Origin of the sequence: Pseudonocardia sp. DSM 110487 (genome assembly GCF_019468565.1) — a bacterium.
GTDB lineage: Bacteria > Actinomycetota > Actinomycetes > Mycobacteriales > Pseudonocardiaceae > Pseudonocardia.
In genome coordinates this window covers 4,396,017-4,418,976 of record NZ_CP080521.1, presented here as the reverse complement: position 1 = coordinate 4,418,976, position 22,960 = coordinate 4,396,017, and the positions used below count along the sequence as shown (strand labels likewise).

Annotated in this window: 20 protein-coding genes; 7 read left to right on the top strand and 13 right to left on the bottom strand. The window is 70.9% G+C overall.

The genetic code is table 11. The features are described from left to right. Window positions 1-7: 7 nt before the first annotated feature. The 3 genes from K1T35_RS20555 to K1T35_RS20545 all read right to left on the bottom strand — a co-directional run bounded on the left by K1T35_RS20555 (window position 8) and on the right by K1T35_RS20545 (window position 3,911). Complete coding sequence (locus tag K1T35_RS20555) at window positions 8-2,308, bottom strand: molybdopterin-dependent oxidoreductase (protein WP_220261740.1); 2,301 nt, start codon at window positions 2,306-2,308, stop codon at window positions 8-10. A gap of 99 nt (window positions 2,309-2,407) precedes the next feature. Continuing rightward, the gene (locus K1T35_RS20550; protein WP_220261739.1) at window positions 2,408-3,169 is read right to left on the bottom strand and encodes a GAF and ANTAR domain-containing protein; all 762 of its coding nucleotides are present in this window, start codon (window positions 3,167-3,169) and stop codon (window positions 2,408-2,410) included. Between the two features lie 28 nt (window positions 3,170-3,197). Beyond that, on the bottom strand, window positions 3,198-3,911 hold the full coding sequence (locus K1T35_RS20545) for a GAF and ANTAR domain-containing protein (RefSeq protein WP_220261738.1): 714 nt from the start codon (window positions 3,909-3,911) through the stop codon (window positions 3,198-3,200). A 553-nt stretch (window positions 3,912-4,464) separates the two neighbouring features. Here K1T35_RS20545 and K1T35_RS20540 point away from each other — a divergent pair. After that, a complete protein-coding gene (locus K1T35_RS20540; RefSeq protein WP_220261737.1) occupies window positions 4,465-4,869 on the top strand; it encodes an ATP-binding protein in 405 nt (134 codons plus the stop codon). Window positions 4,870-4,927: 58 nt separating this feature from the next. On the opposite strand, the gene glnA is transcribed toward K1T35_RS20540, so the two are convergent. Both glnA and K1T35_RS20530 read right to left on the bottom strand, forming a co-directional pair. Next, window positions 4,928-6,343 (bottom strand): type I glutamate--ammonia ligase, encoded by a 1,416-nt coding sequence (gene glnA / locus K1T35_RS20535; protein ID WP_220261736.1) that lies wholly within the window; start codon window positions 6,341-6,343, stop codon window positions 4,928-4,930. Window positions 6,344-6,435: 92 nt separating this feature from the next. After that, window positions 6,436-7,314 carry a LysR family transcriptional regulator gene (locus tag K1T35_RS20530; RefSeq protein ID WP_220261735.1) on the bottom strand — a complete coding sequence of 293 codons (879 nt, stop codon included), beginning with the start codon at window positions 7,312-7,314 and terminating at the stop codon, window positions 6,436-6,438. 76 nt (window positions 7,315-7,390) lie between these two features. Between K1T35_RS20530 and K1T35_RS20525 the strand changes: the two genes are divergently transcribed. From K1T35_RS20525 to K1T35_RS20505, 5 genes are all read left to right on the top strand, one after another. Then, the gene (locus K1T35_RS20525; protein WP_220261734.1) at window positions 7,391-8,194 is read left to right on the top strand and encodes an isocitrate lyase/phosphoenolpyruvate mutase family protein; all 804 of its coding nucleotides are present in this window, start codon (window positions 7,391-7,393) and stop codon (window positions 8,192-8,194) included. Window positions 8,195-8,242: 48 nt separating this feature from the next. Further along, window positions 8,243-9,637, top strand: coding sequence for an MFS transporter (locus K1T35_RS20520; RefSeq protein ID WP_255622358.1), 1,395 nt, complete (start codon window positions 8,243-8,245; stop codon window positions 9,635-9,637). A gap of 284 nt (window positions 9,638-9,921) precedes the next feature. Further along, a complete protein-coding gene (locus K1T35_RS20515) occupies window positions 9,922-10,818 on the top strand; it encodes a MetQ/NlpA family ABC transporter substrate-binding protein (protein ID WP_220261733.1) in 897 nt (298 codons plus the stop codon). Between the two features lie 3 nt (window positions 10,819-10,821). Next, the gene (locus K1T35_RS20510) at window positions 10,822-11,862 is read left to right on the top strand and encodes a methionine ABC transporter ATP-binding protein (protein ID WP_220261732.1); all 1,041 of its coding nucleotides are present in this window, start codon (window positions 10,822-10,824) and stop codon (window positions 11,860-11,862) included. Continuing rightward, window positions 11,859-12,518 (top strand): methionine ABC transporter permease, encoded by a 660-nt coding sequence (locus K1T35_RS20505; protein ID WP_220261731.1) that lies wholly within the window; start codon window positions 11,859-11,861, stop codon window positions 12,516-12,518. The genes K1T35_RS20510 and K1T35_RS20505 overlap by 4 nt, the downstream gene beginning before the upstream one ends. 3 nt (window positions 12,519-12,521) lie before the next feature. On the opposite strand, the gene K1T35_RS20500 is transcribed toward K1T35_RS20505, so the two are convergent. The 5 genes from K1T35_RS20500 to K1T35_RS20480 all read right to left on the bottom strand — a co-directional run bounded on the left by K1T35_RS20500 (window position 12,522) and on the right by K1T35_RS20480 (window position 17,980). Continuing rightward, entirely contained in the window at window positions 12,522-13,334 is an 813-nt protein-coding gene (locus tag K1T35_RS20500; protein WP_220261730.1) for an SDR family NAD(P)-dependent oxidoreductase, read from the bottom strand. Between the two features lie 58 nt (window positions 13,335-13,392). Next, the gene (locus K1T35_RS20495) at window positions 13,393-14,739 is read right to left on the bottom strand and encodes a M20/M25/M40 family metallo-hydrolase (RefSeq protein WP_220261729.1); all 1,347 of its coding nucleotides are present in this window, start codon (window positions 14,737-14,739) and stop codon (window positions 13,393-13,395) included. Window positions 14,740-14,781: 42 nt separating this feature from the next. Continuing rightward, window positions 14,782-16,587: an ABC transporter ATP-binding protein gene (locus K1T35_RS20490; RefSeq protein WP_220261728.1), complete on the bottom strand. Its 1,806-nt coding sequence runs from the start codon at window positions 16,585-16,587 to the stop codon at window positions 14,782-14,784. Window positions 16,588-16,649: 62 nt separating this feature from the next. Then, window positions 16,650-17,315 (bottom strand): 3-oxoacid CoA-transferase subunit B, encoded by a 666-nt coding sequence (locus K1T35_RS20485; protein WP_220261727.1) that lies wholly within the window; start codon window positions 17,313-17,315, stop codon window positions 16,650-16,652. Further along, window positions 17,312-17,980 (bottom strand): CoA transferase subunit A, encoded by a 669-nt coding sequence (locus K1T35_RS20480; RefSeq protein WP_220261726.1) that lies wholly within the window; start codon window positions 17,978-17,980, stop codon window positions 17,312-17,314. The genes K1T35_RS20485 and K1T35_RS20480 overlap by 4 nt, the downstream gene beginning before the upstream one ends. 83 nt (window positions 17,981-18,063) lie before the next feature. Between K1T35_RS20480 and K1T35_RS20475 the strand changes: the two genes are divergently transcribed. After that, window positions 18,064-18,939 (top strand): LysR family transcriptional regulator, encoded by an 876-nt coding sequence (locus K1T35_RS20475; RefSeq protein ID WP_220261725.1) that lies wholly within the window; start codon window positions 18,064-18,066, stop codon window positions 18,937-18,939. 305 nt (window positions 18,940-19,244) lie between these two features. Here K1T35_RS20475 and K1T35_RS20470 read toward each other — a convergent pair whose 3' ends face one another. From K1T35_RS20470 to K1T35_RS20460, 3 genes are read right to left on the bottom strand one after another with little or no spacing between them, the layout of a single operon-like run. Beyond that, window positions 19,245-20,192 (bottom strand): DMT family transporter, encoded by a 948-nt coding sequence (locus K1T35_RS20470; protein ID WP_220261724.1) that lies wholly within the window; start codon window positions 20,190-20,192, stop codon window positions 19,245-19,247. Window positions 20,193-20,229: 37 nt separating this feature from the next. Next, on the bottom strand, window positions 20,230-21,630 hold the full coding sequence (locus K1T35_RS20465; RefSeq protein WP_220261723.1) for a sulfatase: 1,401 nt from the start codon (window positions 21,628-21,630) through the stop codon (window positions 20,230-20,232). Beyond that, on the bottom strand, window positions 21,627-22,868 hold the full coding sequence (locus tag K1T35_RS20460) for an MFS transporter (RefSeq protein WP_220261722.1): 1,242 nt from the start codon (window positions 22,866-22,868) through the stop codon (window positions 21,627-21,629). Before K1T35_RS20460 ends, K1T35_RS20465 begins: the two co-directional genes overlap by 4 nt. Window positions 22,869-22,960 lie beyond the last annotated feature (92 nt).

Genomic DNA, 22,960 nt, shown 5'->3' with positions numbered 1-22,960 from the left:
GTCCGAACTATTCGGCGAATTCTCTCGCGATGTGGACCGGCGGAACAAATGCCCGGACCGGCGGAAGTGAATCGGGCGCCTTGCGCACCTCCACCCGCGACAGCTGGCCCGTGCACCCCTGCGCGAGCCGGGAGGTGCCGATGTCGGTGGTGACGGCATTCGGGTTGCCGTGCACGCAGGTGGCGACGTCGGGGGCGCTCGGGTCGAACCACGCGCCGGTCGAGAGCTGCACCACCCCGGGCGCCACGTCGGCGGACGGCACCAGGCCGGCGAGCACGCTGCCGACCCTGCTCTCCACCAGCACGACGTCGCCTGCCGTCAGACCGCGCGCGGCGGCGTCGGCGGGGTGCATCCGCACCGGCTCCCGGCCCGCGACCTTCGCGGCCGCGCTGCCCGCGCCGTGGTCGAGCTGGCTGTGCAGCCGGGTGGCCGGGTTGTTCGCCACCAGGAACAGCGGGAACGGGCCCGTGCCCGGCGGGTCGGCGAGGAACTCGGGCTCCAGCCACGTGGGGTGGCCGGGACAGTCGTCGTAGCCGAAGGACGCGATGGTGGCCGAGGCGATCTCGATGCGGCCGCTCGGCGTGGTCAGCGGGTGCGTGGCCGGATCGGCGCGGAAGTCGGCGTAGAGGACGCGATCGCGCGTGACCCGGGGCAGGTCGATCCGCCCCTTCGCCCAGAACGCCGCGAAGTCGAGCACCGGGTCGTCGCCGTCGGGAAGCGCGGCGCGCCAGCTCTCGTACAGGTGCTCGATCCACTCCCGTTCGTCGCGGCCCTCGTCGAACTCCTTCCCCGCGCCGAGCCGGTCGGCGAGATCGCGGAAGATCGCGAAGTCGGACCGGGCCTCGCCCCGCGGCTCGGTGACCCGTGGCATGGCGATCAGCCCGTCGCTCTCCCGGGCGCAGCCGAGGTCGTCGCGCTCCAGGGTGGTGGTCGCCGGGAACACGATGTCGGCGTGGCGGGCCGTCGCCGTCCAGAACTGCTCGTGGACGATCACGGTCTCCGGACGAGCGAACGCCCGTCGGAGCCGGGCGAGGTCCTGGTGGTGGTGGAACGGGTTGCCGCCTGCCCAGTAGACGAGCCGGATGTCGGGGTAGCGCAGCCGAGCGCCGTCGAAGTCGAACTCCTCCCCCGGGTGCAGCAGCAGATCCGCGATCCGCGCCACCGGGATGAAGTCCGGGACGGCGTTGCGTCCCTGCGGCAAGGTCGGCAGCGGGCCATCCGCCCGCGGCCCGCCGATCCCGGCCATCGCGCCGTAGCCGTGCCCGACTCCCCCGCCGGGGAGGCCGATCTGACCGAGCACGCAGGCCAGCGCGACGCCCGCCCACAACGGCTGCTCCCCGTACCGCGCCCGCTGCAACGACCAGCTCAGCGTGATCATCGTGCGGTGCGCGGCCATCTCCCGCGCCAGCGCGACGATCCGGTCCTCGGCGATCCCGCAGATCCGCGACGCCCACGCCGCGTCGCGCACCACGCCGTCGGCCTGCCCGGACAGGTACGCCCACCACTCGTCGAACCCCGCGCAGTGGGTGCGCAGGAACTCCGCGTCGTGCAGCCCCAGCCGCACCAGCGTGTGGGCCAGCCCGAGCATCAGCGCCGTGTCGGTGCCGGGAACGGGGGTGACCCACTCCGCGTCGAGATCGGCGACCAGGTCGTCGCGCAGCGGGGAGATCAGCACGAACCGGGCTCCGCGGTCCCGGGCCCGCCGCAGCTGCCCGACCGTGGCGTGCTTGGTGACGCCACCGGCGTTGACCTGCGCGTTCTTGGCAGGGACGCCGCCGAAGCAGACGAACAGCTCGGTGTGCTCGGCCAGCACCGACAGCGTGGTGGGCCGCATGATCGGGTCGTCGTTGCCGACGACGCGGCGCAACAGCGGGCGCGCGGCGCCCAGGCTGTAGGTCTCGACCGAGCGCGTGTAGCCGCCCAGCACGTTGAGGAACCGGTGCACCTGGCTCTGCGCGTGGTGGAACCGCCCCGCGCTCCCCCAGCCGTACGAGCCGCCGAAGATCGACGCGTTGCCGAACGTCGTGCGGACCCGCTCGAGCTCACCCGCGGCCAGCGCCATTGCCTGCTCCCAGCCGACCGGGACGTAGTCGTCGAGCCCTCGCGCCTCGTCCGGGCCCGCGCCGCGCTCGAGGAAGCCGCGCCGCACGTGCGGCACCAGCACCCTGACCCGCTCGTCCAGCATCGCCGGGACGTTCCGCAGCAGCGCGTGTGCCGGGTTCGGGTCGGTCGGATCGGGCCGGATCTCGAGCCCGCCGGCCGTCTCGACGGCTTCGAATGCTCCCCAATGCGAACTGTGCAGCGTCACGAGTCGTCCCCCATCTCGCCGATGCTGCCATTCCGCACCGCCTCGGTCACCACGTCGGCGACGGCGGTCATACCCGCGAGGGTTGGAGCGGCAGGCGAGTTACCGCCGACCAGGCGAACCAGGGAGCAGGTTGAATGCGGTGGGGTCGAGCTCGCGGCGGACCACCTGCGCGGCGATGTGCGCGAGCTTCGCGTTCCGGCTCCGCGCGTAGTGGCGGAGCCGGTCGAAGGCGACCTCGACGTCGTCGCCGAAGTGCTGGCTCAGCACGCCTTTCGCCTGCTCGATGGTCACCCTGCTGGTCAGGGCCGTCTGTAATTGCTCGTTGACGACCTCGGCGCGACGGATCGCCCGTTCCTGCAAGATTCCGATGGTGGCGACGTCGGCAAGCGCCTGGCCGAGGGCGAGGTCGGAGTCGGGGAGCGAGCCCGGTTCACGGTCGAAGAGGTTCAACGCGCCGATGGCCTGCCCGCGCAGACGCAATGGCAGGGCGTGTACCGCGCGGAACTGTCCGCGTTCGGCGACCGCGGCCGCGAACCTCGGCCATCGGTCCGCCGCGCCGGCCAGGTCCGCGATGCTCACCGGGGCCACGGTCTGGAAACAGTCCAGGCACGGCCCTTCATCGCTCTGCAACTGCAGCAGTTCCATCAGCTCCGCGGCCTCGCTGGACGCCGCGACGACACGCAGCTCCCGCCGAGCGTCGCCGAGCACGATCCCGGCGGCATCGGCGGGTAGGAGCTCGACGCAGAAGCCGATCAGGCGATCGAGAAGATCGATCGCGTCGTATTCGGCCACCATCGTGTCCGCCAGCACGACGAACGCGTGGCTGACCGATCGCTCGCGCTCGACAGGCGGCCGACTCATGACACACGCCCCTCACATGAACCCATTGCTATTCCACATCCTCGATGAAGCTGACCCGCCGAGCCACCACGTCGCGAGCAACGTCGATCAGCAGTCGTCCCTGGGTGAAGGCGTATCCCCGCAACCGGGCCAATGCCTCCGGTGCGGTCACCCCGAGCTGGACCAGCACCATGCCGGTGGCCTGATGGACCTCCGCCCTGCTCGCGGCGGTGCTGTCGAGCCAGCCTCCGTTGCCGCCGGGGTCGGTGCGGTGCCCGAGCATCATCAACGTGGCGACGTCGGCTGCGCTGAACGCGTCGCGACGCTGCTCGTCGTTCAGATTGCCCGGTAGGCGGCGGTACAAATCCAGCACGCCGAGATTGATCGCGCCCCACTGCAGCGGCAGCGCGAACAGAGCGCGGACGCCCGTTCGCTCGTTGACCGCCGCGGCGAACACCGGCCACCGTGCCGTGTCCGTCGTGTGCTGCACGTCCGGAAGCAGGACGGGGTGACCGCTCGTCGCGGCCTCCACGCACGGCCCCTCGTTCAACGTGAACTGCAGTTCCTCCAGCAGTAGCGCCGTCTCGTCCGTGGCCGACAGCATCTCGCGGGCATCGGTTGCGGTGAGCACCGAGATCGACGCGCCGTCGACATCGAGCCCGTCGACGCACGCCCGGCAGATGGTCCCGGCCAGAGCGCGGTCGTCCGAGCCGTCCCGGGCCACGCCCAGCAGCATCCGGGTCACAACGCCGAGCTCAGGCATCAGACGCCCACCACACCGGCGTCCTGCGCTGCAGACCGACCATGACATGACATCCCGTCGTACAGGTGAGCAAGCCGCGAGCACGACAGGGACCAGATCGGACACCGAGCCAGCACGCATACGCTACTCCCCTCGAGAGACCGGCGGAGCGCGACCGGTTCGCCGAACAGGGCTACGAAGTTGCCGATCGCGCATCCGAGCAGGCCGCTGTCCAGCGGCGGTGGCGAATGATCAGTGGCCGTCACCCAGCGCTGGACGGCTGAGAGCCCGCCGCCTACGCTCCGGAACCGCAGCGTCCCCCAGACCCCGGTACCCGCTGTTCAAGCGTTGTGCCGTTCCGGGCGGGAGGTACCGACGCCGCGAAGTCCGCCGTCCACCTGGCCTCGATGGGCCGGAGTCGGCGGGAGTCGTGTCACGGTCGAACCGCTGGAACCTTGGAACCTGCTGGTGGCGCTGTCTCCAGAGGGGGTGGGACCCCGCTCGCCGACAGGCATCGGGCCTCGACCGGAGCCAACCGATCGAGGCCCGATGACCAACGGCCTGGAGACCGCAGATGAGCCACACCGCCACGGACCGCGTCGAGTTCGTCCATCAGTCATGGCCGGCGCATCCGCGCCAGCTGGCACCGATTCGTGCGGAAACCCGCCGCTGGTTGGCACACCCCGACCTCTCCGACGACGTCGAGCAAGACGTGGTCCTCGCCGTGAACGAGGCGGCGAGCAACGCCATGGAGCACGCCTACGCGCGTACGTCAGCCGGGGACATCGTCGAGATCATCTTCTGGACGGAGGAGAAGACCGTCTGTGTCGAGATCGTGGATCATGGGCATTGGCAACCTCCCGACGCCACCGTGAGCGGTCGCGGCCGCGGATTCACGATCATGAACGAGCTGATGCAGACAGTCCTGATCCACTACGACATCCGCGGCACCCGGGTTCTGCTTCGCCGAACGGCGTGACCCATCGGGGCCTCCGGTGCCCGACGGGCAGAATCTCCGCTAGTACCGCCCGTCGCGGTCAGAGGTCGTAGTAGAGCATGAACTCCCACGGGTGCGGGCGCAGGCGGATCTGGTCGAGCTCCTTGGTCCTCTTGTAGTCCAGCCAGGTCGCGATCAGATCCTCGGTGAAGACGCCACCTTCGAGCAGGAACTCGTGGTCGGCCTCCAGCGCGTCCAGGACCGCTTCGAGCGAACCCGGCACCTGCTTGAGGTCGGTGGCCTCCTCGGGCGTGAGCTCGTAGAGGTCCCGGTCGACCGGGTCCGGCGGCTCGATCTTGTTCCGGATCCCGTCGAGGCCGGCCTGGAGCATCGCGGTGAACGCGAGGTAGGGGTTCGCGGTGGGGTCGGGGCAGCGGTACTCGAGGCGCTTGGCCTTGGCGCTCTGGGTGTACATCGGGATGCGGACGCACGCAGAGCGGTTGCGCTGCGAGTAGACGAGGTTGATCGGCGCCTCGAAGCCCGGCACGAGGCGGCGGTAGGAGTTCGTGGTCGGCGCGCAGAACGCCAGCAGCGCGGGAGAGTGCGCGAGGATCCCACCGATGTAGTGGCGGCCCATGTCGCTGAACCCGGCGTAGCCCGACTCGTCGTAGAAGAGGTTCTGGCCGTTCTTCCACAGCGACTGGTGGACGTGCATTCCCGAGCCGTTGTCGTCGAAGACCGGTTTCGGCATGAAGGTGGCCGTCTTGCCCGCCTTCCAGGCGGTGTTCTTGACCACGTACTTGTAGTTCATGACGTTGTCGGCCATGGCCAGCAGGGACGAGAAGCGCATGTCCATCTCGGCCTGGCCGGCGGTGCCGACCTCGTGGTGCTGGACCTCGATGGGAATGCCCAGGTCCATGAGCGTCAGGACCATCAGGCTGCGCAGGTCCTGGTGCTGGTCCATCGGGGGCACGGGGAAGTAGCCCTCCTTGTAGCGGGGGCGGTAGCCGCGGCTCCCCGGCTGCCCGGACGCCCAGACGCCCTCGACCGACTCGATGTGGTAATAGCCCTCGTGCTGGTTCTGGTCGAACCGCGCCCCGTCGAAGATGTAGAACTCCAGCTCGGGACCCCAGTAGGAGACGTCGGCGAGCCCGGTCTCGCGCAGGTGGTCCTCCGCCTTCTTGGCGATGTAGCGCGGGTCGCGCGAGTAGCTCTCCTGCGTCACGGGGTCGGCGACGAAGCAGTGGATCTGCAGCGTCGGCACGTCCCGGAACGGGTCCATCACGGCCGTCGCCGGGTCCGGCATGAGCAGCATGTCCGACTCGTGGATCTCCTGGAACCCGCGGATCGAGGAGCCGTCGAAGCCGTAGCCGGTCTCGAAGCCATCCTCGGTGAGTTCCTCCACGGGGATGGAGAAGTGCTGCATCAGCCCCGGGAGGTCGCAGAAGCGGAGATCCACGATCCGCGCACCATTCTCCTGCGCCAACGCGAGGACGTCTTGCGGCGTGTCAGGCATGTCCAGCTCCTCGTCGAGTCCGGCTGCGTGGTGGACCTGTCAGTCCTACGCCGCGGCCACGCCCAGCGCTACGGCCAGTCGGCGAGTGCGGGTCACGCCCTCCGCAGTTCCGCGAGCAAGGTCCGGGTTGCCGCCGAGAGGTAGCCGCCGCGCCTCGTCACGAGCGTGACCGGCAAGCCGACGTCGAGATCACCGACCTCGAGCGCGACGAGCGATCCCGCGGCGAGCTCCTCCTGGATGCTGCTGTCGGGCACGAGCGCGATCCCGAACCCCGCTTCGACGAGCCGTTTCTGGGCGGTCAGGCTGTCGATGCGCAGGATCTGGCTCTCCGGCACGCCTGCCGCGTCCATGACCCGGCGCACGGAGCCGCTGGATGCGTCACCGGGACGTTCCGGGAAGGCGAGCCACCGCTCCCCCGCGAGCGCGCTCAACGTGGCGATCCGCGTGCCCGCGCGCTCGGGAGGAGCGGCGATCACCAGCCGCTCGGAGTACAGCGTCTCGCACTCCAGTTCGGGAGCCGGATCCGCGGAGTACCGGAGACCGACCGTGACGTCGGCGCGGCGCACGAGGTCGCTCACCTCCTTGCTCGTGGCCGTGCGCAGGGTCAGCTCGACGGCCGGGTACCGCTGTGCGAACCGTCGCAGCACCGAGGTGAGGTTCGTGCTGGCGAGCGTCCCGACCAACGCGACCGTCACGGGGCCGCTGTCCTGCGACCGCACGGCACGCACGGCCGCCTCCGCGTCCCGCACGCTCGCCAGGACGGCCTCGGCGAACGGCAGCAGCGCGCGTCCGGCCTCGCTCAGCACGACCCCGCCGGGCACGCGCTCGAACAGTGGAACGTCCAGCTCCTTCTCGAGCAGCGCGAGCCGCCTGCTCACGGCCGGCTGGGAGCGGAACACGGCGGCCGCCGCCCCCGTGACGGTCCCGGACCGGTGGATCGCGATGAAGGTGCGCAGCGCCTCGATGTCCACGTCATGCGTCCTGCTGATGGCAGATCCCAGAAGTATGCATTGGGCAGATGCATTTGCGCGACCTACGGTCGGCGACATGTTTCGCCACCTTCACCGCGACGGCCTCCTGATGCCGAACGCGTGGGACGCCGGGAGCGCGATCGTGCTGGCCGAGGCCGGGTTCGCCGCGATCGCGACGACCAGCGCCGGCATCGCCTTCTCGCTCGGCAAGCCGGACCACGGGATCCCGCAACACGCGACGGCCGTCTCCCGAGCCGAGATGTTCGACCGGATCCGGCAGATCACCGCGGCGGTCGACGTCCCGGTCAACGGCGATCTCGAGGCCGGCTACGGCGACGCTCCCGAGGCCGTCGCCGACACCATCCGGCTCGCGCTGGACGCCGGGCTCGCCGGCGGCAACATCGAGGACTTCACCGACGGCGCGCTGTACGACGAGGGCCTCGCCGTGGAGCGCATCGCCGCGGCGCGAGAGGCCGTCGGCAGGCACGACTTCGTCCTCACCGCCCGCACCGACGGGCTGCTCCTCCACCCGCCGGGCACGCTGGCCGACTCGATCCGCCGCGCCAACCGCTACCGCGAGGCCGGAGCGGACTGCCTGTACGTCCCCGGCGTGAACGACCTCGACACCGTCGCCACGTTGGTGCGGGAGATCGACGGCCCGCTCAACGTCGTGATGGGGTTGGGCGCTACGAGCCTGACGGTGGCCGCGCTGCGGTCGGTCGGCGTCGCGCGCATCAGCCTCGGCGGCAGCATCGCCCGCGCCGCCCTCGGCTTCGTCCGCGAGAGCGCGCGCGAGCTGAGGGACAGCGGCACGATCACCTTCGCCGACCGGCAGATCCCGCAGACCGAGCTCAACGAGCTGTTCGCCCGCCGAACGTGACGACCATCGCGTCGACTCGTAAGTCAAGCGAGTGATTTAATTTGGCGCGTGCCCTCCACCCTCGCCGGCCGCGCCGACCTCCAGGCCACCGCGACGACCCGCTCGAGCGGCCTCGTCGTGGTGCTGGCCTTCTCCGGCATCGTCGTCTCGCTGATGCAGACCACGGTGATCCCGCTGGTCCCCCGGCTCCCCACGCTGCTGAACGCGTCCGCGGCGGACACCACGTGGGCCGTCACGGCCACCCTGCTCGCCGCCGCCGTGGCCACACCGGTGATGGGCAGGCTCGGCGACATGTACGGCAAGCGCCGTCTCCTGCTGGTCAGCCTCGCCCTGATGGTCACCGGCTCGGTCGTCGCGGCGCTGTCCAGCGCACTGGCGCCGTTCGTCGTGGGCCGGGTACTGCAGGGCCTGGCGGGCGGCGTGATCCCGCTGGGCATCAGCATCATGCGCGACGCGCTCCCGGCGGAGCGGCTCGGCGCGGCCACCGCGACCATGAGCTCCTCACTCGGCGTCGGCGGTGCGCTCGGGCTCCCGACCGCGGCGCTCATCGCCGACCACGCCGGCTGGCACCTGCTCTTCTGGATCTCCGCGGTACTGGGTGCGGTCGTGGCCGGGCTGGTGCTGGTCCTCGTCCCCGAGTCACCGGTGCGCACCGGTGGCCGGTTCGACATGGTGGGCGCGGCGGGGCTGTCGGTCGCGCTCGTGTGCCTGCTGCTGGCGATCTCCAAGGGCGCCGAATGGGGCTGGGGCAGCGGGCTCACCCTCGCCCTGCTCGGCACCGCGGTCGCCGTGCTGCTGGTGTGGGGTTGGTGGGAGCTGCGCTCCCGGCAACCGCTCGTCGACCTGCGCACCTCCGCGCGCCGGCAGGTGCTCACCACCAACCTCGCGTCCATCATGTTCGGGTTCGCGATGTTCGGGATGTCGCTGGTGCTGCCTCAGCTGCTGCAGCTGCCGACGTCCACCGGCCACGGCCTCGGCCAATCACTGCTCGTCGTCGGCCTGGTCATGGCGCCCCAGGGCCTCGTGATGATGGCGGTGTCCCCGCTGTCGGCCCGCATCTCGGCGGCGCGGGGCCCGAAGACGACTCTGATGCTCGGCGCACTCGTCGTCGCGGCGGGCTACGCCCTGTCCACCCTGATGCTGTCCGCCATCTGGCAGCTCGTGCTGGTGTCCTGCATCGTCGGGGCCGGGATCGGGCTCGCGTACGGCGCCATGCCCGCCCTCGTCATGGCCGCGGTGCCGGTCTCCGAGACCGCGGCCGCCAACAGCCTCAACACCCTCATGCGGGCCATCGGCACCTCGGTCTCCAGCGCGGTTGCGGGTGTCCTACTGGCGCAGCTCCCATTGCCCGGCGGGTTCCGCGTGGTCCTCGCCATCGGCGCCGGCGCGGCGCTGCTCGCCCTCGCGATCGCCGCGTTCCTCCCCGCCCGGAGGGACGGCTAGCCCGAACGGGTGGTGTATCGTGGCTGATCGTGACGGGCAAGGGCGGTCCGACGGCCCCGCCCGTCGGGAACGGAGTGGGATCCGGTTTCCCCCGTTCCCCGTACCCGATCAGGTGTCCTGGTGGCCTGCCCCGCCCGCCCGTCGATGGCTGCTGTCGTCCGTGCTGTATATGGGGCTTTCGCCTCCGCTGAGCCTGCGCGCCTGATCACGACGCCGGCCTCGGGGCGTGAGCCCGCCCACGACCCCAGCGCCGATGAACGTGCCCCCGAAAGGACCACCACCCCATGTCGCGCTTCTCGCGCCTGACCCGCGCCGTCCTGCTGGCGCTTCCGCTCGCCGTGCTCGCGGCCTCCTGCGCGGCACCGGGCTCCGCCCCGTCGAGCGGTGACTCCGGCGGCCAGGTCGTCTCCATCGGCGTGACCGACGCCAGCGAGGGCTACTGGAACGTCTACAAGGAGAAGGCCGCCGCCGAGGGCATCACGGTCAACCTCGTCAACTTCACCGACTACAACCAGCCCAACCCGGCACTCTCGCAGGGCCAGCTGCAGCTCAACCAGTTCCAGCACCTGCAGTACCTGGCCAACTACAACGTCAAGAACAACGACAACCTCGTCCCGATCGGCGCGACGGCGGTGTACCCGCTGCCGCTGTACTCGACGAAGCACACATCGGTCGACCAGATCCCCCAGGGCGGCCAGATCGTCATCCCGAACGACCCGACGAACCAGGCGCGCGCCCTGCTGGTCCTGCAGGCCGCGGGGCTGATCACGCTCCGGGGCGGCGGCAACTCGCTGTCGACGCCGAGCGAGATCGAGTCGGGGAGGGTGACCGTCGTGCCCGTCGACGCCGCCCAGACGGCGGCGAACCTGCCCAGCGTCGAGGCCGCGATCGTCAACAACAACTACGCCACGGCCGCGAACCTGACGGCGCAGCAGCGGATCTTCGCCGACGACCCGAACAGCGACTCGTCGAAGCCGTACATCAACGGATTCGTCGCCCGCGCCGCCGACCAGGACAACCCGGTCTACCTGCGGCTGGCGGCGCTGTACCACGACCCGGACGTGGAAGCGGCCATCCGCCGCGACCTCGGTGACACCGGCGTCTTCAAGACGAACGACATCGCCGACCTGCAGGCCACGACCGCCGAGATCGAGAACAACATCCGCGCGGCGGGTTCCTGAGCCGTGGCACCGCTGATCTCCTTCTCCCGCGTGAGCAAGGTCTTCCCCTCCGGGCGCGGCGATGACGTGCGGGCCGTCGACGGCGTCGACCTCGACGTCGAGGACGGGGAGATCACCGGCGTCATCGGTCACTCCGGGGCCGGGAAGAGCACCCTCGTCCGCATGATCAACGCGCTCGAGCTGCCGACGGAGGGCACGGTGACCGTCGGCAGCCGGGCGACCGGCGAGCTCGGCGAGCGCGGGCTGCGCGAGCTGCGCGGGGAGGTCGGGATGATCTTCCAGCAGTTCAACCTGTTCTCCTCGCGCACCGTTGCGGGCAACGTCGGCTACCCGCTGCGGATCGCGGGCTGGCCGCGCGAGCGGCGCCGGGAGCGGGTGGCCGAGCTGCTGGAGTTCGTCGGGATCGCCGAGAAGGCGCGCCAGTTCCCGAACCAGCTCTCCGGTGGCCAGAAGCAGCGCGTGGGCATCGCCCGCGCGCTGGCCACCTCGCCCCGGATCCTGCTCGCCGACGAAGCCACCAGCGCTCTCGACCCGGAGACGACCAAGGACGTCCTCGCCCTGCTCAAGCGGATCAACCGCGAGCTGGACACCACGATCGTCGTCATCACGCACGAGATGGACGTCGTGAGCTCGATCTGCGACACGGTCGCGGTGATGGAGCAGGGCAGGGTGATCGAGCGCGGCCCGGTCTACGACGTGTTCAGCGACCCGCGCGAGCCCGCGACCCGCCGCTTCGTGCACAGCGTGCTGCACGACCGGCCGTCCGAGGAGACGCTCGCCCGGCTGCGCGAGCACTTCCCCGGCCGGATCGTCACCGTCTCGGTCCGGGACGACCCGGCCGTCCGGACCGCCGTGTCCGAGGTGATCGCGAGCCACGACGTCCGCAGCACGATCATCTACGGCGGCATCCGGGAGCTCGCCGAGAAGCCGTTCGGCAGCATCACCCTCGAGCTCGCGGGCGACGACCCCGCGATCGACGCGCTGATCAGCGAACTGCGCGCGCACACCCACGTCGAGGAGCTCACGCAGGAGGTGCGCTCATGACCGACTGGACGACGCTCTCCCCCGTGCTGTGGCTGTCGTTCCAGCAGACCGTCTACATGGTCTTCTGGACGATGCTCATCGCCGGAGCGCTCGGCCTGGTGCTCGGCGTGGCGCTGTACGCGACACGGCGCGGCGGCCTGCTGCAGAACGGCCCGCTCTTCGGCCTGCTCAACGTGCTGGTGAACATCGTGCGCCCGATCCCGTTCATCATCTTCATCACCGCGATCGGGCCGCTCACACTGCTCGTGATGGGCACGACCATCGGCACGCAGTCGGTGCTGTTCCCGATGTCGGCGATGGCGACGTTCGTGATCGGCCGGATCGTCGAGCAGAACCTCGTGTCCGTGGACCCTGGCGTGATCGAGGCCGCCCGCGCGATGGGCGCGAGCCGCTTCCGCATCATCTGGAGCGTGCTCATCCCCGAGGCGCTCGGGCCGCTGGTACTGGGCTACACGTTCATCTTCATCGGTGTGGTGGACATGTCGGCGATGGCCGGCTACGTCGGCGGCGGCGGGCTCGGCGACTTCGCCATCAGCTACGGCTACCAGCAGTTCAACTGGACGGTCACGCTGGTCACCGTCGTCATCATCGTGCTGATCGTGCAGCTGGCCCAGTTCGTCGGGAACTGGCTGGCGCGCAAGGCCCTTCGCCGATGATCGTCACGTGAGATCCATGCCCCGGGTGACGTGCTCCCAGGCACGGAGCTCGGCGGCGTTCTTCTCCATCGAGGCCGCGATCGCGTCGGCGGCGTCGTTGCCGAGCACGAGGCGCTGCGGGGGCTCCTCGGCGGCGAGCGCGTCGAGGATCGCGGCGGCGGCCTTGGCGGGGTCACCGGGCTGCGTGCCGTCGAAGTCCCGCTGCATCTTCCGCACCGGGCCCACGATGTCCTCGTAGGCGGGGATCGGCTCGGACATGCGCATGCCGCCGCCGTGCAGCCCGGTGCGGAACGCCCCCGGCTCGACGATCAGCACCCGGATGCCGAGCGGGCCGACCTCGGTCGCGAGCCCCTCCGACCATCCTTCCAGGGCGAACTTCGTGGCGCTGTAGCCGCCGACGCCGGGGAACGACAGGCGCCCGCCGAGGCTGCTGAACTGCACGATCGCGCCGCTGCCCTGGGCCCGCAGGTGCGGCAGCGCGGCGCGGGTGAGCGCGACGGGCCCGAAGAAGTGCAGGTCCATGAGGTCGCGCAGCTCGGCTTCCGTCGTCTCCTCCGCGGCGCCGATCAGGGCCCGGCCCGCGGCGTTGACCAGCACGTCGAGCCGACCATGCCGATCGATCACACCCTCGACGACCGCCTCACCGGCGCTCGTGTCCGTGACCTCGAGCTCGACCGCCTCGACGCCGTCCGGGAGCCCGCTCGTCCGCCGAGCGGCACCGACCACGGTGTCGCCGGCCTCGACTGCGGCCGTGGCCAACGCGTGCCCGAAGCCGGAAGAGGCACCGGTGATCAGCCAGATCCTGGGACTCGCCATGTCCCCGCACGCTACCGGCGCCTGGGCCGGCGGGGAGGTCCGTTCTTGCGGTGCTGGATCATGCCGACCTCACGATCCGCGCGGTCACGCGGGCGCCGAACCGCAGCGCCGACAGCGGCACCCGCTCGTCGACCGCGTGGAACAGGCCGAAGACGTCGAAGTCGTCGGGCACACGCAGCGGCGCGAAGCCGTACCCGGCGATACCGAGCCGCGACAGGTTCTTGTGGTCGGTGGACGCGGGCAGCAGGTAGGGCACCACGACCCCGTCGGGGTCCTCGGCGGCCACCGCGGCGCGCAGGACATCGACCAGCGGCGCATCGACGGGCGCCGCGGTGGGCGGCATCGACCGCCACTCGACCGAGACGCCGTCCCCGACGAGCCGCTCCACCTCGCGTTCGAGGGCGCCCTCGCGGCCGGGCAGGATCCGCGTGTCGATCTCGGCGACGGCCTCGCCGGGGATCACGTTGACCTTGTAACCGGCCGAGAGAATCGTCGGTGTGGCACTGTCCCGCAAGCCGGCCCTGACGATGTCGCCGACGAACCCGAGCCGGTCGAGCTCGTGCTCCAGGTCGGCGCCGTCACCGGTGAGGTCGCGCCCGGTCAGGTCGCCGAACGCGGCGAGGAACCCGGCCGAGGCATCGGTGCGAACCACCGGGAACTCGTGATCGTGCAACGCCGCGACCGCCCGCGCGATCCGCGCCACCGCGTTGTCGCGCGTCGGGCGGGAGGCGTGCCCGGCCGAACCGCGCGCCCGCAGGATGCCCCAGCCGACACCCTTCTCGGCGGTGGCGAGCAGGTAAGCGCGCCGCGGTCCTGTGGTGCGGGGTACCGGGACCGAGAAGCCGCCGACCTCGCCGATCGCCTCCGTCGCGCCCTCGAACAGGTCCGGCCGGTTCTCCACCAGCCAGTCCGCGCCCCACGCGCCGCCCGCCTCCTCGTCGGCGAAGAACGCGAGGATCAGGTCGCGGCGCGGCACCACCCGAGCGCGGCGCAGTGCCCGCGCCACCGCGACGACGGTGCCGGCGAACCCCTTCATGTCGACGGCGCCGCGGCCGTACAGGACCTCGCCGTGCCGGCCGTCGTCGAGGACCTCGGCGGCGAACGGTGGAACGGACCAGTCGGCGGCGTCCACCGGCACCACGTCCAGGTGCGCGTGCACGACCAGCGCACCGGCCGACGCGTCACTGCCGGCGATCCGGGCGACGAGGTTGCCGCGGCCCGGCGCCGGCTCCACGTACTCGCTCTCGATCCCGGCCTCGGCAAGCCGCTCGGCGACGTAGCGCGCGGCTATGGCCTCGCCGTCGCCGATCGTGGCGGGGTCGCCGGTGTTGACGCTCTCGATGCGGATCAGATCCCGCACCAGCTCGATCGTCTCCTCCTCGAGGACGGCGTGGTCGATCGGCATGGTCGGCCTCCTGACGGCCCGGGCGCATCGCTGCGATGCCGTTCACTGGTCGGCCCCGACCGCGTCGAGGTCGTCGACGTCGTCGAGGAAGCCGCCGGACTGGTGCTCCCACAATGCCGCGTAGGTGCCCTGTGACACGAGCAGCTCCGCGTGGCTGCCCTGCTCGACGATCCGGCCGCCGTCGAGCACCACGAGCCGGTCCATCCGGGCAACGGTGCTCAGCCGGTGGGCCACGACGAGCGCGGTGCGGCCCTCCATGAGCTGCCACAGTGCGTGCTGGACGAGGATCTCGCTCTCCGAGTCGAGAGCGCTGGTGGCCTCGTCGAGCAGCAGGATCGGCGCGTCCCGCAGGATGGCGCGGGCGAGGGCGACCCGCTGACGCTGGCCGCCCGACAGCTTGATCCCACGCTCCCCGACGATCGTGTCGAACCCCGCCGGCAGGGCGTCGACGAACTCGGTGACGTGCGCGGCGTCGGAAGCGCGACGGATCTCCGCATCGGTCGCGCCGGGCCGGCCGAACGCGATGTTGTCGCGCAGGGTCCGGTGGAACATTGCCGGATCCTGCGGCACGTAGGCGATCAGGCTTCGCAGGTCGGCCTGGCTGATCCGGGAGATGTCCTGGCCGCCGATCAGGATCCGACCGTCGTGGACGTCCATCAGCCGCAGCAGCAGCTTGGTGAGGGTGCTCTTCCCGCCGCCCGAACGCCCGACCAGCCCGATCTTCTCCCCGTTCCCGACGGTCAGGTCGAGGCCGGTGAAGAGCGGCGGCGCGCCGTCGTGGGCGAACGTCACGTGCTCGAACCGCACGTCCGCACCGGCGGCGCGCAGCGGTTCCGGCGAGACCGGGTCACGCACCGTCGGCGGGGTGAGCAGCAGCTCGGTGAACTGGGCGGCCTCGGTCATCGAGCTCTCCAGCCGCCGGTAGATCTGGTTGAACTCGAACATCACCCGGGTGGCGCTCCAGTAGTAGGTGAACGTCACGACGATGGCCTCCACGCCCAGTTGCCCGCCGCCGAGGCCGACGGCGACGAACAGACCGAGCGCGTTGGTGAGCACGTACATCGGCGCGACGACCGTGTCGATGCGGAGGTTGGCGTAGTCCCACGACCGGATGGAAAGCCTGCGCTGCTCGGCGACGCGCGTCTTGTGCTCGGCGGCCTCGCGCTCCTCGGCGGCGAAGGCACGCACCGTCTCCATGTTCATCAAGCTGTCGGCGACGTGGCCGGACACCCGAGCGATGGCGGCCTCCCGCTGGTCGACGAGCGCCTGGCGACGCCGCACGAGCGGGGCGATGGCCAGCCCGGTCACCACGATGAGGCTCACCAGGACGACGACCAGCATCGGGTCGTACTGCCAGAGGACCACCGACGCGAACACCAGCGGCACGAAGTTGGCGATGACGGAAAAGGCGAGTGTGTCGACGAACTCCTCGAACCGCGCGGCGAAGCTGAGCACCCGTTTCGTCAACGACCCGGCGAAGTTGTCGTGGAAGAACGCAGCGTCCTTCGCGAGCAGCTCGTTCATGCCGATCACGTACAGGTTCTCGATCCCGTGGCCGTCGGTCCGGTTCAGGCAGTGCACGCCGACGCGCCACAGCGCCTCGGCCAGCAGCAGCACGGCGGCGAACCCGAGCACGTAGAGCAGGACGGTACCCGGGCCGACTTCCTCTCCCCCTGCGATGCGGCCGGCGAGCGCCGCGATGATCAGCGGGCCGACGTAGGCCTGGCAGGTGTTTCCCAACGCCGGCAGCAGCAGCGCGGGAACAGTGATCAGGCGGTTCCGGGCGAGCTCCCGCCCGTAGTAGCGCAGCGCAAGCAGCACCGCCGTTTTGCGCCGCGGCGCAGCCATTCGATTTCCCCCTCACCCGAGGGGTTTCATGTTGGCGAAGCCGATGACGAAATGCGACCGAGTTAGGCGCCTGCCTGCGGCAGCGGGATGTCCGTCAGCTCGACCAGGAACGGTGCTGCGGTGTGGTCGCGAACCCAGTCGACGGTGGTCCCGGCCGCCAGTTCGACCAGCACCAGACCGGCCGGATCGGTGCGGAACGTCGCCGCCTCGGTGACGACGACGTCCACCGGGCGCTGGGCGGTCAGCGGGAACGTGCACTCCGGCACGATCTTGGGCGAGCCGTCCTTCGCGGTGTGCGTGGTGGCCACCACGACGGTGCGGGCGCCGACGAGCAGGTCCATCGCGCCGCCGACGCCGAGCACCGGCTTGCCGGGGATCGCCCAGTTCGCGATCCGGCCGGCCGCGTCGATCTGCAGTGCGCCGAGCACCGCGACCTCGACGTGGCCGCCGCGGATCATCCCGAACGACGCCGAGCTGGCGAAGTAGGAGGCACCAGGCCGCGCCGTGACCGGTTGCTTGCCGGCGTGCACGAGATCAGGGTCGACCTCGTCCGGCGCCGGGGTCGGGCCCACCCCGAGCAGGCCGTTCTCGGTCTGCAGGTGCGCGACGTGGCCATCCGGGAGGTGATCGGCCACGAGCGTGGGGATGCCGATGCCCAGGTTGACGACGGCGCCGTGCGGGATGTGCGGGACCACACGGGCGGCGATCCGGCGCTGGATGTCGCTCATCGGCTCAGCACCACCGCGTCGACGAACAGGTGCGGGGTCACGATGGCCTCCGGGTCGAGTGCGCCGACCGGCACCACCTCGTCGACCTCGGCGATGACCAGGTCGGCCGCGGTGGCCATGTCCGGGTTGAAGTTGCGGGCGGTCTTGGAGTAGACGAGGTTGCCCAGCTCGTCGGCAGCCCGTGCCCGCACGAGCGCCACGTCGGCCCGCAGGCTCTCCTGGTAGACGTGCGGCTCGCCGCGGATCGTCCGCTCCTCGCGGCCCTCGCCGAGCGCCGTACCCCACCCGGTGCGCGTGTAGAAGCCGCCGATCCCCGCACCGCCCGCGCGGATCGCCTCGGCGAGCGTGCCCTGCGGCATCAGGTCGATCTCGAGGCGCCCGGCCTGGTACGCCGCGACGACGTCGGGGTTGCTGGTGAAGTAGGACCCGACCGCCTTGCGGACCCTGCCCTCCAGGAGCAGCCGGCCGAGGCCGCGGCCCGGCTCGCCGAGGTTGTTGCTGACGATCGTCAGGTTGCCGACGCTCGTGTGCGCGAGCAGGCCCTCGATCAGCGTGAGCGGCGCGCCGACCAGGCCGAACCCGCCGACCATCACGGTGGCGCCGTCCCGGACCCGGGAGACCGCCTCGACGACATCGACGGTGACTCGCTCGACGAGTGTGGACATGTGGCGAGCTGACCACGGGCGTCACCCATACGTCCAACATCTACTTTGTCTGAAACAGAACGATCCGCATATAGGATCCTCTGGTGCGGTACCGGCGGCTCGGCTACTTCGTGGCGGTGGCGGAGGAGCTCAGCTTCACCCGCGCCGCCCAGCGCCTGCACATGGCCCAGCCCCCGCTCAGCCAGCAGATCGCCCTCCTCGAGAAGGAGATCGGCACGCCGCTGTTCGACCGCTCCCGCCGCGCCATCCGGCTCACCGCCGCGGGCGCGGCACTCCTGCCGGAGGCGCGCCGGCTCCTCACCGACCTCGACGAGACCGTCCGGATGGTGCGCGGCGTCGGAGACGGCACCGTCGGCAGGCTCACGGTCGGGTTCGTCCCGTCGGCCATCAACGGCGTCCTCCCCGACCTGTTGCGCGAGTTCGGTGCCACGCACCCGGCCGTCGAGCTGACCTTGCGGGAGTTGGCCCCCGACGCGCTGCTGCGCGCCGTGCACGAGCGCCGCCTCGACGTCGCCGTGCTCTACCTGCCGATCAGCGGACCCGACCTCGCGCATCGCCGCCTCGCGTCCGAGGACCTCCTGCTCGCCGTCCCCGAGGCCCACCCGGCCGCCACGGCGCCCACCGTCGCCCTCACCGACGTCGCAGGGGAACCTTTCGTCCTCCCCGAACGCCACGACGTTCCCGGCCTGCACGCCGCCATCACCGCACTGTTCGACGGCGCCGGGATCACGCCTCGCATCGCGCAGCGCGGGGTGTGGCTCATCCAGACCGTGCTGGGCCTGGTGGCCGCGGGGATCGGGCTGGCGGTGGTCCCCTCCTCCGCCGCGGCACTCGGCAGGCAGGGCGTCACCCTCCGCCGGTTGACGAATGTGACCCGACAACTGGACCTGGCAGCGATCTGGCGCCCCGACAACGCATCAGCGCCCCTGGAGGACCTCCTGGGTGTTATGGAGCCATAGGTGCGTTGTGAACGCCGGCCATGATCGACGCAACTCCCGCCAGGCCCCGCCGCGCACCCTGCGCCGGACCGTGTCGGCCGAGATCCCGCAGTCAAGCGCCTGGGCGAGGGTGACGACGCCGGCCTGCCGGACCAGGACACGCTCCAAGGCCACGCCAGCAGAATTCCGTGCGCCGCGGCGCGCCGGGCCCGTTTCGAAGAAACCACGACCATGATCAGCGCACGCGGTCACAGAACCGCACCACTGCGGTCCTACGACCGCAGGCGGTGATCATGGAACGTCAACGCCGGCGACGGCTGGGCGGCTCACGCCGCGGGCAGCACCTCGGGTTCGACGGCGGCCGGGCGCCGGGACGTGATGGTCAAGGCCACGCCGCCGAGGATCAGCGCCCCGCCCACCGCCTGCACGGGAGTCGGTACCTGGCCCAGCAGCAGCCACGAGGCCACCGCGGAGGCGACGACCTCGAGCAGCGCGACCAGCGACCCACGCGGTGCACCGATGCGCCGGATCGCGGCAACACCCGCGAGGTAGGCGATCACCGACGAGACGACCACCAGCAGCGTGGCCGCCATGGGCCAGCCCACGTCGACACCGGCGAGGAGCACGCCCGTGGCGGCGGTGTCGATCACGATCGGCAGCACGCCGACGACCCCGAGCAGCACGACGACGACCGTGCCCAGCGTCATCCCGACGCCGGCGAGGACGATCGGTGGGGTGCTGCTGCCGGCGCGGTCGGCCACCAGGAAGTACGACGCCTGGCACACCGCGGCGGCCAGGCCCCACGCGATGCCCTCCCAGCGCAGCTCCACACCGGTCCAGATCTGCACCACCAGGGACAGTCCGAATAGCGCGATCATGGCGCCGAACAGCGTGCGGGGACCGAGCGGCTGCCTGCGCACCAGCCACACCCATGCGAGCACGAGGATCGGGCCGAGGAACTCCAGCAGGAGGGCCACCGCCACCGGCACGTACAGCAGCGCGTTGAAGAACGCCACCTGCACGCCTGCCACGGCGAGGACGCCGTAGAGCACCAGCGCGGGGCCGTCGGCGCGGATCGCCGCCAGCACGCCGGGGCGGGTGAGCGCCAGTACCACCAGCAGGATCGCCGCGGCCCCGCCCATCCGGACGAGCACGGCCCCGTTGGCCGACCAGCCCGCGTCGGTCAGCGCCTTCGCGAAGGGCCCCGAGAGGCCGAAGGTGACAGCCGACAACACCGCCAGCGCAAGACCGACCCCGACACGTCCCCGAAACACGTCGGAGGCAACCAGGACCGCTCCGGGCGCATTCCCGTCACCGGCTCTCGACGACGTCCATCGTCGAGGACCACTGGCCGCGCGGGCCACTGCTGCGCCCGACCGGGTTGTTCACCTCTGAGTAGTGCAGCAGTCCGTCGCGACGCAGGTAAGCGTGCGCGGGGAGGAACTCGTCCCCCAGCCGGTCCAGCCACCGGTCGAGTTCCGCGTCGAGCTCCTGCCGGATCGCGGCGAACGCGGGGTTGTCGATCTCGTTGCGCAGCTGGTACGGGTCGTCGCGGTTGTCATAGAGCAGCCACGGCCCTGCGAGGCTGCGGACGTAGGTGTAGCGCGCGGTCCGCACGCCCCGGTACTCGCCGATGCCGTAGGTCCGGGCCAGGAAGATGGGCACCGGCATGGACAGGAACGCCGACGAGCGCGGGCTGTGCAGCGCGTCGGTGCCGGTCACGGAGTCGGGCACCGGGATGTCGCACAGGCCGAGCAGCGTGGGCAGGAAGTCCGGCCAGTCGAACACGGCCCGTTCCTTCCGGCCCGCCCTGCCGAACCGCGCCGGGTGGCGCACCAGGAGCGGTATCCGCACCGACTCCTCCCAGGGGAACACCTTGACGTTCGGCTCGACGCCCTGCGAGCCCATCATGTCGCCGTGGTCGGAGGTGAAGACCACGATCGTGTCGTCGGCGGAGCCGCTCCGCTCGACGGCGTCGAGCAGCCGGCCGACGCAGTCGTCGAGAGCGGCGATGTGGGCGTAGTAGCCGCGCAGGCCCGCCACCGCCGTATCGGCGACATCGTCGGTCACGTTGGGGCGCAGCGCGATGGGAGCGTCCTCGTAGAGCGCCCGGTACCGCGGCGGTGCGGTGTGGAGCGGGAAGTGCGGCGGCCCGTAGGCCACCACGAGCGCGTACGGATCGTCTCCCTGCTCGGCGATGAACCGGCACGCGTCGGCGGTCTGGTCGTCGGCGTCGTACCCCGCCCAGTACCTCCGCCGCGGGTCGGCGCCCTCGTAGTAGAAGGACTCGTTGTAGTCGTGGCAGCACTCCGCGGCCTTCCAGTACTCGAAGCCGAAGTGCCGGTCGGGCGGCACCGGTCGACCCCGACGCCCGTAATGCCCGTCGGGGCTGCCGTACAGGTGCCACTTGCCGATGTAGCCGGTGCGGTAGCCGGTGTCGCGGAGGATCTCGCCCAGCGTGGGTCCGGTGGGCCGCAGCTCGACGTCGTTGATGTAGACGCCGTGCTGCAACGGGTACTGCCCGGTGAGCAGGCTCGCGCGCGCCGGGCAGCACACCGGCGCCCCGGCAACCGCGTTCTCGAAGTCGATAGACTCCGCGGCGAGCGCGTCCAGGCGGGGGGTGCGCGCGTTCGCGTCGCCCGCGTAGCCCGTCGCCTGGGCTCGCCACTCGTCGGTGAGGACGATCAGGACGTTCGGCTTGCGCCCGTTCACGCCACCACCGCCGGCCGCTCGATGTCGACCGCCTTCGGCAGCCGCGGGACCCAGAACAGCCAGACGGCCGACGACACCAGCGCGAAGGCGAAGATGCCGACGAACACGACGGCGGGGTCCGTGGCGAGCAGCGGCGGCACGACGAAGGCCAGCACCGCGGCGATCACGCGCGTGACGGCCATCGTGACCCCCTGACTGGTGCCGCGAAGCAAGGTCGGGATCAGTTCCTGCGACCAGACCTTGTAGAGCGGCTCACCTGCGAAGCAGCTCCCGATGCCGAACAGGAACACGAGCGCCACCATCGCCTGTTGCGAAGGGCCCCATAGCGCGAGTGGCGCCCAGCCGAGGATGATCAGGACGGATCCGATGGCCGTGAAGGGCCACCGCCAGCGGGTGTCGACCACGCCCATGAACAGCAGGCTCGCAAGGAACGTCAGCGGCAGCGCGACGAGCGCGAGCCGCGCATAGGCCTCGACGTCTCCCCCGGCCAGCTGGGTCCAGATGTAGCTCCCGTACTTCCCGTTGATGCTCGCGCCGACGTTCCAGGTGGCGTAGTAGACGGCCGTCGCGAGCACGGCCCAGAGCACCGGGCGCCGGAACACCTGCGTGAGGTGCTCGAACCGCACGGTCCCCGCGCTCTCACCGCGCTGCCGCGCCTCGTCCGCCTCTCGCCGGGCCGCAAGCCACTCCTCGGACTCGGGGAGTGCGAACCGCAGCGCGAGCACGACGACCGCCAACACGGCCAGCCCGGAGAACAGGATGCGCCCGCCGGTGACGCCGAGGTGCCCGACCTGGCTCACCGCCAGCTGCACCGTCGCGATGCCGAGGGTCCATTGGAGCTGCGAGAGCACCACCATCCGGCCCTTCTTCGCCCGCGGCGCCACCTCGTTCGCCATCGCGAGCGCCACCGGGAGGTCCGCTCCGATGCCGAGGCCGGAGAGGACGACGCCAGGGAAGAGCATCCACACCGACGTCGTGCCCGCGAGGATCGCGGTTCCCACCGCGTACACGACGAGCGCGAGGGTCAGGACCCTGCGGCGGCCGAAACGGTCGCCGAGCCGCCCTCCGAACAGGGCGCCGACCGCGAACGACAACTGCTGGCAGGCCAGTACCAGCCCGATCATCACCGGGGTGAGGTGCAGCGCGGGCGCGTAGAGCACGCTGATCGCCACACCCGAACTCACCAGCGCGGCCGCGTCGAGGTAGGAGGCCATCCCGGCCAGGAGGGCCGTTCGCAAGGGCCGTACCGCTGTCGCTGCCAATGAACGCTCCTTTGCGTCGTCATGTAGATCGATCTACATTCGACGTGTAGATCGTGCTACACCGCAGG